At 60.8% G+C, this 13,425-nt stretch carries 10 protein-coding genes; 6 read left to right on the top strand and 4 right to left on the bottom strand.

Going from position 1 to position 13,425, the window contains the following annotated elements; all coding sequences use genetic code 11:
- Positions 1-280: transposase (locus BLW21_RS20325; protein WP_139255360.1), on the bottom strand; the 280-nt coding region annotated here is incomplete at its 3' end.
- Positions 281-289: 9 nt separating this feature from the next.
- Positions 290-670: a type I restriction enzyme HsdR N-terminal domain-containing protein gene (locus BLW21_RS20320; RefSeq protein WP_092743851.1), complete on the bottom strand. Its 381-nt coding sequence runs from the start codon at positions 668-670 to the stop codon at positions 290-292.
- 233 nt (positions 671-903) lie between these two features.
- Here BLW21_RS20320 and gcvP point away from each other — a divergent pair, with 233 nt between their 5' ends.
- Positions 904-3,828, top strand: coding sequence for an aminomethyl-transferring glycine dehydrogenase (gene gcvP, locus BLW21_RS20315; protein WP_092743849.1), 2,925 nt, complete (start codon positions 904-906; stop codon positions 3,826-3,828).
- Positions 3,829-4,128: 300 nt separating this feature from the next.
- Here gcvP and BLW21_RS20310 read toward each other — a convergent pair whose 3' ends face one another.
- Entirely contained in the window at positions 4,129-4,755 is a 627-nt protein-coding gene (locus tag BLW21_RS20310; RefSeq protein WP_139255359.1) for a hypothetical protein, read from the bottom strand.
- A gap of 330 nt (positions 4,756-5,085) precedes the next feature.
- Between BLW21_RS20310 and BLW21_RS20305 the strand changes: the two genes are divergently transcribed.
- The 5 genes from BLW21_RS20305 (at position 5,086) to mnmG (ending at position 13,072) form a co-directional block, all read left to right on the top strand.
- Entirely contained in the window at positions 5,086-8,520 is a 3,435-nt protein-coding gene (locus BLW21_RS20305; protein WP_092743845.1) for a DUF4175 family protein, read from the top strand.
- Positions 8,521-8,572: 52 nt separating this feature from the next.
- A complete protein-coding gene (locus tag BLW21_RS20300; RefSeq protein ID WP_092743843.1) occupies positions 8,573-9,046 on the top strand; it encodes an ATP-binding protein in 474 nt (157 codons plus the stop codon).
- A gap of 67 nt (positions 9,047-9,113) precedes the next feature.
- Entirely contained in the window at positions 9,114-9,599 is a 486-nt protein-coding gene (gene ybeY / locus BLW21_RS20295) for an rRNA maturation RNase YbeY (RefSeq protein ID WP_092743841.1), read from the top strand.
- A 219-nt stretch (positions 9,600-9,818) separates the two neighbouring features.
- Positions 9,819-10,514, top strand: a complete 696-nt coding sequence (locus BLW21_RS20290) for a GNAT family N-acetyltransferase (protein ID WP_092743839.1) — start codon at positions 9,819-9,821, stop codon at positions 10,512-10,514.
- A 689-nt stretch (positions 10,515-11,203) separates the two neighbouring features.
- Positions 11,204-13,072, top strand: coding sequence for a tRNA uridine-5-carboxymethylaminomethyl(34) synthesis enzyme MnmG (gene mnmG, locus BLW21_RS20280; protein ID WP_092743835.1), 1,869 nt, complete (start codon positions 11,204-11,206; stop codon positions 13,070-13,072).
- Positions 13,073-13,097: 25 nt separating this feature from the next.
- Here mnmG and BLW21_RS20275 read toward each other — a convergent pair.
- A partial coding sequence (locus BLW21_RS20275) for a transposase (protein ID WP_139255082.1) occupies positions 13,098-13,425 on the bottom strand: 328 nt, incomplete at its 5' end.

The raw sequence follows: 13,425 nt of genomic DNA, 5'->3' as shown, positions 1-13,425 counted from the left end.
AGTCGACCAGCACCCAAGCATAATCCGGCTCCTGCACCGCCTGGAACAGGCCCTCCCAGACCCCAGCCAGCGCCCAGCGGCGAAAGCGTCGGGCTACCGTGTTCCAAGGGCCAAACCGTTCGGGCAGGTCGCGCCAGGCGCAGCCCGTGCGCACCCGGTAGACCACGGCGTTGACAAAATGGCGGTTGTTGCGGCCTGTGCCGCCTGCCGTACCGGCCTGCCCAAGTGTGTGCGGCTGAATCAGTTCCCATTCACGCTCAGTAAGTTCGTGGCGTCGCATCCCGCAAATTTAAACATGACTGTCCACACACTCTAGGCGGGCGTAGTTCTCGCCCTGTTGGTAGTCCTGCTCCGAAATGGTGACGTTATCGGCCTTGCACTCGATGATGATGAGCGGAGTTTTGCTATCGGTAATATCTTGGGCCGAGCGGTAGATGGCAAAGTCGAACCGGGCCCCGGCCGAGCCCCGGCCGCCGATGGGGCTTTCCTCCTCCTTGATTTGGTTGAGGGCGTAGCCGTACTCGTTCACCAGCGTGAGCAGATACTCTTGGCGCACGGTTTCTTCGGGGGTTTGCACGAGCCATTTTTTGCGGACGGGCGAATAGATTTTGCCGTCTTTGGTTTGCAGCTTAAGCGGTTCGGGTGGAAAAAGGGTAGGAGCAGCGGCCATAGAAAACGGGTTGGGTTGGTAGCGCAAGTTACAGTAGGCGCTTCGGCACCACCTATTGTCGTTAGCAAAAACATTGTGCGTCGGGTATGGCGGCCGTTGTAGGTGGAGGCATTGGGCTCATTGGGTTCTACCAAACTTTTGCCGGCTTATCGGTTTAAGGGTGAAGCCTTTTCGCGCTACCTTTGTTGGAGGTGCTACACTAGCCTTCCATTACCACCCTCACCACCCTTCTTATGTTGCTGAAGACCAAGCCCGCCGACGTGTTTGTGGACCGCCATAATGGCCCTGACGATGCTGGTGTTGCCGAAATGCTGCGCGTTGTCGGCGTCGAGTCGCTAGACCAGCTCATCGATGAAACCGTACCAGCGGCCATCCGCCTCAAAAAGCCGTTGAATCTGCCCAAGGCCCTCACCGAGCGGGCTTTTCTGGCCAAGTTCAAGGGCATTGCCGAGAAGAACCAGCTGTTCAAGAACTACATCGGCCTGGGCTACCACCCTACCCAGCTGCCGGCCGTCATTCAGCGCAACATCCTCGAGAATCCGGGCTGGTACACAGCCTACACGCCCTACCAGGCCGAAATTGCCCAGGGCCGCCTCGAAGCCCTCATCAATTACCAGACGATGGTAATGGAGCTCACGGGCCTCGACATTGCCAACGCCAGCCTGCTCGATGAAGGCACCGCCGCCGCCGAAACGCTGCACATGTTTCACTCGCTCAGCAAAAAGAAGAACGCCACCCGCTACTTCGTTTCCGAGCAGGTGCTGCCCCAGACCATCGATGTGCTGCGCACCCGCGCCACGCCGCTGGGCATTGAGCTGGTGATTGGCGACCACCGCACGGCCGACCTCACCGACGAGTCGCTGTTTGGCGCCATCCTGCAGTACCCGGCCGCCGACGGTGCCGTGTACGACTACACTGACTTCATTACTAAAGCCCACGAGCACAGCCTGTTCGTGACCGTAGCGGCCGATTTGCTGTCGCTCACGCTGCTCACGCCTCCCGGCGAGATGGGCGCCGACGCCGTGGTGGGCAACTCCCAGCGCTTCGGCGTGCCAATGGGCTACGGCGGCCCGCACGCCGGCTTCCTGGCCACCCGCGACCAGTTCAAGCGCGTGATTCCGGGCCGTATTATCGGCCAGAGCATTGACGCGGCCGGCAACAAGGCCTTCCGCATGGCGCTGCAAACCCGCGAGCAGCACATCCGCCGCGAAAAGGCCACCAGCAACATCTGCACCGCCCAGGTGCTGCTGAGTGTGCTGGCCGGCATGTACGCCGTGTACCACGGCCCGCAGCGCATCCGCCAGTTTGCCAGCAACATCCACGCCCAAGCCCAGACACTGGCCGGTGCTTTGGGTGAGTTGGGCCTGAATCAGCGCAACGAGTTCTACTTCGATACGCTCGACATCAAGCTGGAGAGCGAGGAGCTGCAGAGCGCCGTGAAGAAGGAGGCCGAAGCCGCCCGCATCAACTTCCGCTACTTCAGCGAGCATGGCACGCCCCGCGTGGGCATCTCGCTCAACCAGAACACCGAAATCGAGGACGTGCAGGACATCGTGGCCGTGTTTGCCAAGGTGCTCGGTAAGAACGCGCCCCAGGTGGCCCTGCCCGCCGAGGTGGACGTGAACTGGGACGACGTGCTGGTGCGCAAGAGCGAGTACCTCACCCACCCCATATTCAACAGCCACCACTCCGAGCACGAGATGCTGCGCTACATGAAGCAGCTCGAAAACAAGGACCTAAGCCTGGCGCACTCCATGATTGCGCTCGGCTCGTGCACCATGAAGCTCAACGCCACCGCCGAAATGATTCCGGTTACCTGGCCCGAAATCGGCAACCTGCACCCGTTCGCGCCCCGCGAGCAGGCCCAGGGCTACGCCGAAATCTTTGCCGACCTGGAGAAGTGGCTGTGCGAGGTAACCGGCTTCGATGCCGTAAGCCTGCAGCCCAACTCGGGCGCCCAGGGCGAGTACGCCGGCCTGTTGGCCATTAAGGGCTACCACGATTCGCGCGGCGACCAGCACCGCAACGTGGCCCTGATTCCGGCCTCGGCCCACGGCACCAACCCCGCCTCGGCCGTAATGGCCGGCATGCAGGTGGTAGTGGTGAAGAGCACCGAAGACGGCAACATCGACGTGGCCGACCTGGAGGCCAAAGCCGCCCAGTACGCCGACAAGCTGAGCTGCCTGATGGTGACCTACCCCAGCACCCACGGCGTGTACGAGGAAACCATCATCGACATCTGCCAGACCATCCACAACCACGGCGGCCGGGTATACATGGACGGGGCCAACATGAACGCCCAGGTGGGCCTGACCTCGCCCGCCATCATCGGCGCCGATGTGTGCCACCTGAACCTGCACAAAACGTTCTGCATTCCGCACGGCGGCGGCGGCCCCGGCGTGGGCCCCATCGGCGTAGTGGCCGATTTGGCCCCCTTCCTGCCCGGCCACGTGCTGATTGATGCCGACGGCCGCACGGCCAGCGCCGTTTCGTCGGCCCCGTGGGGTTCGGCCAGCATTTTGCCCATCAGCTACGCCTACATCAACATGATGGGCGGCGAAGGGCTGACCGAAGCCACCCGCATTGCTATCCTGAATGCCAACTACATCAAGGCCAAGCTGGAGGAGCACTACCCCGTGCTGTATACCGGCGCCAACGGCCGCTGCGCCCACGAGATGATTCTGGATTGCCGCCAGTTCAAGAAGGCCGGCATCGAGGTGGAAGATATTGCCAAGCGCCTGATGGACTACGGTTTCCACGCGCCCACGGTAAGCTTCCCGGTGGCTGGTACGCTGATGGTGGAGCCCACCGAAAGCGAAAGCAAGGAGGAGCTGGACCGCTTTATTGAAGCCATGATTGCCATTCGCATGGAAGTGGCTGAGGTGGAAGAAGGCCGCGCCGATGCCAAGGACAACCTGCTCAAGCATGCCCCCCACACGGCCGCCACGGTGCTCGTGCACGACTGGACGCGCCCCTACTCGCGCGAGCAGGCCGTGTATCCCACCGAGTACGCCCGCGCCTACAAGTTCTGGCCGTCCGTGTCGCGCATCGACTCGGCCTACGGCGACCGGAACCTCATCTGCTCCTGCACCTCGATTGACGAGTATGTGGACGCCGAAGAGCAGCTAGTACAAGCCGATAAAGGCCCATCTTATTAGGGCTTAGGGCTTAGGGCTTAGGGCTTAGGGCTTAGGGCTTAGGGCTTAGGGCTTAGAAAATATAAGGAAGGTCCCGCAACGGTTGTTGCGGGACCTTCCTTTTTGGTCATTTTTCTGGTTGATTGATGGCAGCGCTGAAGTCCTAAGCTTCGTCAAATAAGCATTGAGTGTAAAGACGCAATATTTTGCGTCTCATCGTTGAACGGCAAGATGAGACGGCCATCATCAGCAACGACGAGACGCAAAATATTGCGTCTCTACGCCGGACTGGTAGCTTTAATGATTTAATTCTAACTGCTTTTAAAGAACATTCACCGCCCCAATGGCCAGCGCGACGCCCAAGCCCAGCGCTAAGCCGGCCCAGACCTGGGCGGGCGAGTGGGCGTCGAGGGCCAGCCGGGCACTACCGATGGCGCCGGCCAAGGCCGCAGAGCCAGCCAGCCACCAGACGCCGGCCAGATCGGCCGCGCCGCTCAGGTGCAGCAGTAGCAGCAGCCCGAACGCCCCGCCCATTCCCACGCCGTGGGCCGAAATCTTCCAGCGCAGCGTGATGAGCAGCGTTAGCAGCACGGCCAGCGTCATGCCCGCCATCAGCCAGGCGAGCAGCGCATCGAGCTGTCCGGGCCGATAGAGCAGGATGCTGGCCGTGGCGAAGCCCACTGCGGCCAGCAGCAGCGGCAGGGTGCGCTGCTGCCGCTGCCGCAGCTCCACCGAATCGGCGTAGCCCAGGCGCACGAGCAGGGCCGTGCCCAGGCCGGGCAGGCCCAGCGTGCAGGCCGCTACTATCACCAGCACCAGCCAGCGGCCCGACAGCACCGGCCGCAGCACCACGCCCGGTAGCTGGTAGCACACCACATAAAACAAATAAAGCGGCACCAGCAGCGGATGAAACACCGCCGACAGCACCGTGGCCAACAATCGGGGCACGGGCCGGAAGAGAAGGAGGTACGAAGCGGCCAAAGGTACGCCGGGTTAGCTGTTAGCTGAGAGCTATTAGCTGCCAGCTTTTTCCCGTTGGATGAAGGCCAATAGCTAAAAGCTCTCAGCTAACAGCTCAGAGGAAAGGAACCTCTTGCCCCGTTACTGTTGTCCGTCTTACACTGCTTGGCGGGGCGAATGTTGTATCTTTCCCCAACCTGAGTCGGGCAGCTAAAAGGCCGAATCGACGTCTCTTGCACGAAATTAGTGCAAGCCGTTATCGGCCAGAATGAAGCTAACAGCTAACAGCTAGCGGCTAACAGCTCAGTAAGTACATCTATGGTAGTGGAGCAAGACCCCGCGACGACCCGGGCTTTGGACGATGTGCTGGCCCGCCTCGATGCATTTAAGCGCAAGTTTTACCTCAATCTGCTGGTGCGCGGCGCCTTGGTGGCCGGCGGGCTGCTGTTGAGTTTGTTTCTGGTATTCAGCCTGCTCGAATACTTCCTGTACCTGCCCACCTGGGTGCGGGCCGGGCTGCTGTTCGGGTTCGTAGGGGGCGTGGTGTACGCTTTCGGACGCTGGATCTGGCAGCCGCTGGCGGCCCTCACCCACCTGCGCCGCATGCTCAGCGACGAGCAGGCTGCGCGCCGGGTGGGCGAGCTGTTCCCCGACGTACAGGACAAGTTGCTGAACGCGCTGCAACTGCGCGGGCAGGCCCAGGAAAACGCCTTGCTGGCTGCCAGCCTGGAGCAGCGAGCCGGGCAGCTGCGGGGCGTCGAGTTTTCGCAGGGCATCGATATTCAGCGCCAAACGCGGCCGCTTTGGAAGTACGTGGCCGTGCCCGCGGCCGTGGTGGCGGTGCTGCTGCTGGCTTACCCGGCCTTCTTCGTGCAGGGCACCGGCCGCATTCTCAACTACAACCAGAAGTATAGTCCGCCGGCGCCGTTTACGTTCGTAGTGGAAAATAAGAGCCTCACGGCGTTCAAGGGCGAAGATTTCAGCCTGAACGTGACGGTGGAGGGGGAGGTGCTGCCCAACGAAATCAGCATTCAGTACGAGGGCAAAGAGCGCCGGCTGACCCGCGAAACCGGCAACCGTTTCCGCTACGATTTCCGGCAGTTGCGCCAGAACGTGGACTTCCAGCTGGCCGCGGCCGGCTTCTCGTCTTCCGAATACAACCTGAAGGTGAAAGCGCGGCCCAATCTGCGCGATTTCGCCATCCGGGCCGTGTACCCGGCCTACGTAGGCCGGCCGGCCGAAACCATTCGCAACACCGGCAACCTGACGGTGCCCGAGGGTACGGAGCTGCGCTGGGAGTTTCAGACCGAAGCCACCGACCAGCTCCAGCTGAACTTTCAGAACCCCAATGAAACCGTAGCCGCCACGCCTGATGAGGCCGCCGCCGGCCAGTTCCATCTGCGCCGCCGCGCCACTCGCAGCCAGAACTACGCCGTGCGCCTACGCAACGCCGCCAGCCCCAACCGCGACCCGATTGAGTACCAACTGACCGTAATTGCGGACGCGGTGCCCGAGGTAACTCTCGAAAGCTTCCAGGACACCACCGCCCGCCAGTTTCTGGCTTTGGGCGGCAACCTGCGCGACGACTATGGCTTCTCGCGCCTGCAGCTGCACTACCGCATCCTGGGCAAAAACAACCCCAACGCCGCCTACCAGACCCGCGCCCTGCCGCTGGGCGCGGGCCCCAGCCAGAGCTACGCCTACGCCTGGGACGTGCGCCGGCTTAGCCTGAAGCCCGGCGACCGGCTCGAATACTTCGTGCAGGTGTGGGACAACGACGGCGTGAACGGCGCCAAACCGGGCCGCAGCCGGGTGGCCGAGTTCCGGCTACCCTCGCGCACCGAGCAGCGCCAGCAGCTGGCCTCCCAGAGCCAGGCCATGCAGAGCGAGCTGAGCCAGGCCGCCCAGGACTCGAAGAAGATGGAGCGCGAACTGGCCAAAGCCCAGGACAAGCTCAAAGTGAAGCGCGACCTAAACTTCCAGGACCGCAAGCAGCTCAAGGACATGCTCGACAGCAAGCAGGACATGGACCAGGCGCTGGCCGACCTCAAGCGCCAGTTCGAGCAGTTGCAGGAGCAGCAAAACCAGCTCGACCCCCAGAAAAACGAGGAGCTGGCCGAGAAAGCCAAGGAGCTGCAGAAGCTGATGGATGACCTGCTCGACCCCGAAACCAAGAAGCTCTACGAAGAGCTGCGCAAGCTGTTGGAGCAGCAGCAGGACCAGAACCAGCCCGACATCCAAAAACTGCTGCAACAGCTCGAAAACAAGGAAAATACCCTGCAGAAAGAGCTGGAGCGAGCCCTTGAAATGTTCAAGCAGCTGCAGTTCGAGCAGAAGCAGGACCAGGCCCTCGAAAAGCTCCAACAACTGGCCCAGGACCAGCAGAAGCTGGCCGAGCAGACCGAGAAGAATGACAAGGACAATCCGGCCAACCAGAAGGACAACCAGCAGCAGAAAGCCGAAAACCAAAAGCTAAAGGACCAGCAGACCGAGCAGCAGCAGAAGTTTGAGGAGGTGAAAGAGGACCTCAAAAACCTCAAGGAAATGGACAAGCAGCTCGACGGCGAAAACGGGGCCGACGAGATGAAGCCGGAGCAGCAGCAGGTGGACGAACAGCAGCAGCAGAGCCAGCAGCAGCTAAGCAAAAACCAGAATAAGAAGGCCAGCCAAAGCCAAAGCCAGGCCGCCCAGAAGATGCAGCAGATGGCCCAGCAGATGCAGCAGCAGATGGACCAGGAGGAGCAGGACCAGCAGCAGGAAAACATCGACGACCTGCGCGACATCCTCGAAAACCTGCTCAAGCTCAGCTTCGATGAGGAAAACCTGATGCAGCAGTTCCGGCAGGTCGACCAGAGCGACCCGCGCTTCGTGCAGCTCGGCCAGACTCAGCGCAAGCTCAAGGACGACGCCCGGGTGGTGCAGGATTCGTTGTACGCGCTGGCCAACCGCGTTTCCCAGCTCAAGAGCTTCGTAACGCGCGAGGTGGGCGAGATGAACGGCCGCATGGATGAGGCCCTGGGCCACATCAAGGACCGAAATGTGGGCCGCGCCACCAGTACGCAGCAGCAGGCCATGACCAGCATGAACAACCTGGCCCTGATGCTGAATGACGCCCTGCAGCAGATGCAGCAGCAGCAGCGTGAAAGCCAGAGCCAGCAGCAGATGCAGGGCGGCGGCAAGCCCGGCCGCAAGAAGAAAAAGGGCAGCTCGGCCGGCGAGGGCCAGATGGGCCGCATGCAGCAGCAACTCAACCAGCAGATTCAGCAGCTCCAGCAGAGTGGCAAAACCGGCCGGGCGCTATCGGAGGAGCTGGCCAAGCTGGCCGGCCAGCAACAGATGCTGCGCCAGGCCATGCAGGAGCTGGAGAAGATGCAGCAAAAAGGCGGCGGCAAGCCCGGTTCCAACAAGGACGGCCAGGGCCAGGACGGCGCGGGCGGCCTCGGCGACGTGAAAAAAATGATGGAACAAACCGAAACCGACCTCGTAAACAAGCGGCTGACGGAGCAGACCATTATGCGCCAGCGCCAAATCCTGACTCGCTTGCTTGAAGCCGAGAAATCAGCCCGTGAGCGGGACCAGGACGACAAGCGCGAAGCGCAGACGGCCCAGCAGCGTCCGCCCGTTTTTCCGCCCGCTTTCCAGCAGTATCAGCGCCAGCAAACCCGCCAGACCGAGCTACTTCGGGCCGTACCGCCCACCCTCACCCCGTACTATCAGCGCAAGGTGAGCGAGTATTTTCAACAAATGAAGTAGCGTTCTGCTATTTTTACCCTTTCCCCGCCGCCCTTCTCTTTTTTTACCCCATATGAAGCAGGTTAAAATTCAGATTCCTTCGCTCGTTGAGAACATCCGTGTGGTGGAGAGCTTTATCGACAACTCGAAGGATACGTTTCACATCGACGACGATATTTACGGCAATATCATGGTCGCCGTCACGGAGGCCGTCAACAATGCCATCCGCCACGGCAACAAGTTCGACAAGGATAAAAATGTGCTGTTGTCGCTGCAGGTAGAGCCTGACCGCGTGAAGTTTGAGATTGAGGACGAAGGGGCCGGGTTCGACTATGATAACCTGCTCGACCCGACGGCACCCGAAAACATCGAGAACCCCGGTGGCCGCGGCATCTTCCTTATCCGCCACCTCGCCGATGAGGTGGAGTTTAATAAGGACGGCCGCCACGTACAGCTTACCTTCCTGCTGCCCACACCTTCTGCCGATTCTGCGGATGATGAGCGTCATTCGACCATCAACGAAACCGAAGTTCCGGCCACCCGCTAGGCCTCGGCTCGCCCAAGGCAGATTTTCCACTTGCTGATTATCCGTTTCACCCCTGCTTCCGGCTGCCATGAGCGACCTGCCAACTGAGTACGACGAGTTAGATGAGCCCGGCGGCCCCGAAGCCGAGTCGCATGGCATCGAGTTTCTGGTGGAGGAAGTGGATTTCGAGCTCGACGACGCCCGCGACCTGACCTCCTGGATCGAGCGCGTGGCCGAGGTGCACGAGCACGAAATCGTACAGCTCACCTACGTGTTCTGCTCCGATGAGTATCTGCACAAGGTCAACGTCGAGTATCTCGACCACGACACGTATACCGACGTTATCACGTTCGACAACGCCGATGACGCCGACATTCTCGAAGGCGACATCTTCATTTCGGTAGATCGGGTACGCGAAAACGCCGCTATCCACGGTGTCAGCTTCCGCGACGAGCTGCACCGCGTCATGATTCATGGCGTGTTGCATCTGCTGGGCTACGCCGACAAGGACCTGCTCAGCCAGACCGCCATGCGCAAAAAAGAGGACGATTGCCTGCTGCTACGCACGTTCTGATTTTTCAGCTGTTAGCTTATAGCTGCTGGCTGTTAGCTTCTCGCCAGAACAAAAGTTTTATACAGACCATCCATCCGCAGTGCAGAGCTTCCGCTTTGCGTATCGTTGCCGCTTCCGCACCGATGCGCGAAGCGGAAGCTTTGTGTAGTACAGCCGTTTTCTAGCGCAAATTTCACCTCAGAACGTACGCTAACAGCCAGCAGCTAACAGCTCAACACAATGTCCGCCACGCCGCCGCTTGTTATTCCTGGCCGGGCCCTGGATTTTTACCTGGGCCAGGGCTACTACCGCATGCACCAGGACCTGTTCACCTGCCTGTTTCTGCCGGTGGGGGAGCAGGTGTACACCGTGCATTGGCTCCGTATGGTGCTGGCCGGGGTGGAGTACGGTCCCGCTCAGCGTCGCCTGCTCCGCCAGGGCCAGCGGTTCACCACCAGCATCCGGCCCTTCGAGCTAACGGACGAGTTGGAGGAGCTCTACGCTCGCTACCGGCTAAGCATCACCTTCGATGCGCCCGATACGGTAGAAACCTTCCTGCTGAACGGCGCCACCCACAACGTATTCCAGACCGAAGTGCTGGAGGTGCGCGACGCAGGCCGGCTGATTGCGGCCGGCATCTTCGACAGCGGGGAGCGGACAATGGCGGGCATCATGAACTTCTACGACCCCAACTACCGCAAATTCAGCCTGGGTAAGGTGCTGATGCTACTGAAGCTGGAGGAGGCCCGCCGCCGCCATTACACGCACTACTACCCCGGCTACGTGGTGCACGGTTACCCCAAGTTCGACTACAAGCTGTTCCCCTGCCCGGCCGCCACGGAGGTGTTCGACTGCTTACGGGAGGAGTGGTACCCGTTTTCCTGGGAGCGGGTGGAGGCCCAGAACGCGGCGCTGAGTGGTCCCACTGATGTGTAAGGCCTGACCATACTGCATACACGATTAATCTGATGCAAGTATCTGTGAACCGAAAGTTTCGCCTACTATCCATACTCGGGGAGCATGCCAATATGTGCATGATAGGCGTGCTTCCTATGGTTCTTTTTTCTCCTGTACTTGGTGATTGGGAATTCTATTTATTACTCGTACTCTATCTCAACAAAGATTTCCTTAACGGACAGAGTCCACTAAAGCGCCTGTTAGACACGCAGGTGCAACAGGAAACAGATACTCCCGCAAACGAGTGGCAGTGCTTTTTGCGAAACACTACGTTTATCACTTGGCCACTGGAAATCCTGGCAGTGGCAATAACTGGGCGGAGGCGGTTGGGGGATTACGTAGCCAATACGCAGGTAGCCGATGTTTCAAAAAGCACCGACTCCTGGAGAAAAGAGCTAGCCGCGTATCGGGTAACCGCTTATACATTCTATACGCTTATCGGCACTAGACTGTATTCGTTGCTGCTATATGCCCTTTTCAGTTGGTTGGGATTTTAGAGCTCTGGCTCCAAGTATCCTAGGCGGTAGCAGGGTACGGCTACTCTACCTCCATTTGACAGCACGAGGTTGCCAGCCATTGGCTCTCAGCTAATGGCTGATAAAAAGGCGGTAAATTTGCGGCCGGCAATCCGCGTTGAACTCTTTCCGGCGCGGGCAGATTAAACAACTATGTTTCAGCAAGAAGAATACGATGTGATTGTGGTGGGCGCGGGCCACGCCGGTTGCGAGGCCGCTGCGGCTGCCGCCACACTGGGCTCCAAAGTCCTGCTGGTTACCATGAACATGAACACCATCGCCCAGATGTCGTGCAACCCAGCCATGGGCGGCGTGGCCAAAGGCCAGATTGTGCGCGAGGTGGATGCGCTGGGCGGCCTGTCGGGCATCATCACCGACAAAACCATGATTCAGTTCCGGATGCTGAACCGCTCCAAGGGCCCCGCCATGTGGAGCCCGCGGGCGCAGAGTGACCGGATGCGCTTTGCCGAGGAGTGGCGCCTGGCGCTGGAGCAAACGCCCAACGTAGATTTCTGGCAGGAGGCCGTCACGGGCCTTTTGGTGGAAGACGGCGTGTGCGTGGGCGTAAAAACCCAGCTCGGCATCGAGTACCGGGCCAAATCGGTGGTGCTTACCAACGGCACTTTCCTGAACGGGCTCATCCACATCGGCGAGAAGCAGTTTGGCGGCGGCCGCATGGCCGAGAAGGGCAGCACCGGCCTGACGGAGCAGCTGCTGGAGCTGGGCTTCGAGGCGGGCCGCATGAAAACCGGCACCCCGCCTCGCGTCGACGGCCGCTCGCTCGACTACAGCAAGATGGAGGAGCAGCCCGGCGACGAAGTGCCCGGCAAGTTCAGCTACCTCGACACGCCCGCGCTGCCCAAGCAACGGCCCTGCTACATCACCTACACCAACCCCGAGGTGCATGAAATCCTGAAGGAGGGCTTCGAGAAGTCGCCCATGTTCCAGGGGCGTATTAAGGGGCTGGGGCCGCGCTACTGCCCGAGCGTGGAGGACAAAATCAACCGCTTCGCCGACAAGGACCGCCACCAGATTTTCGTGGAGCCCGAGGGCTGGAGCACGGTGGAAGTGTACGTGAACGGCTTTTCGAGCAGCCTGCCCGAAGACGTGCAGTACCGCGCCCTGCGCAAAATTGCCGGCTTCGAGAATGCCAAAATGTTCCGCCCCGGCTACGCCATCGAGTACGACTTCTTCCCGCCCACGCAGCTGCTGCCCACGCTGGAAACCAAGCGGGTGGCCAACCTGTATTTCGCGGGCCAGATAAACGGCACCACCGGCTACGAGGAAGCCGCCTGCCAGGGCCTGATGGCCGGCATCAACGCCCACCGCAAGGTGCACGGCGAGGCCCCGTTCGTACTTTCGCGCAGCCAGGCCTACATCGGCGTGCTCATTGATGACCTCGTGAACAAGGGCACCGACGAGCCCTACCGCATGTTCACGAGCCGCGCCGAGCACCGCCTGCTGCTACGCCAGGACAACGCCGACCTGCGCCTGACGCCGCTGGGCTACGAGCTGGGCCTGGCCTCGGAGGAACGCATGCAGCTGGTGCGCGAAAAGGAGCAGCAGACCCAGGCAGTAGCCAAAATTCTCAAGAGCTTCGGCATCGAAGCGGCCGACATCAATGGCTGGCTCACGGAAATCGGCTCGGCCGAAATCAGCGAGAAAACCCGGGCCGTGAACCTGTTGCGCCGTCCCGGCGTGGAGCTACCGGCCCTGGCCGCCGCCCTGCCCGGCCTCGCGCTGGCCCTGGCCCCCTACCGCCCCGATGCGCTGGAGCAGGCCGAAATTCTGGTCAAGTACGAGGCCTACCTGGAGAAGGAACACCAGCAGGCTGCCCGCATGCAGGAGCTGGAAAACTTCATTATCCAAGGCCGACTCGATTATCAGGCCATGCCTGCCCTCTCACACGAAGCCCGCGAAAAGCTGCTCAAAATCCAACCCGAAACCCTGGGCCAGGCCAGCCGCATCAGCGGCGTGAGCCCGGCCGACGTGTCGGTGCTGATGGTGTATTTGGGGCGGTAGGTCGTGAACTAGACTGTGTGGACAGTCATCGGAGCCAATCGAGGGCGGCGAGCAGGTGAGCGCCGGCTAAGAAGCAGGTGGCGGTTTTCTCGTAGCGGGTGGCAAAGCCCCGCGCCTCCTTAAGCCGGCCAAAGAAGCGTTCGACTTTGTTGCGGTCCGCATACAGGTTCTCATCATAGGCCCGCTGGTCTATCCGGTTGGCCTTAGGCGGAATCACGGCTTGCGCGTGTTGCCCGGCCACAGCCGCTAGCACGGCGTTCGTGTCGTAGGCCTTATCGGCCACCACAGCGCCGGGCTTTTCGGGCAGGGCGGCCAGCAGTTCCGGTAGCACGGTGCAATCGGCTTGTTCACCT

The organism is Hymenobacter psychrophilus, assembly GCF_900107135.1.
Lineage (GTDB): Bacteria > Bacteroidota > Bacteroidia > Cytophagales > Hymenobacteraceae > Hymenobacter > Hymenobacter psychrophilus.
Note: the sequence above shows the minus strand (reverse complement) of the source record. Positions and strands in the feature narration are given on the sequence as shown.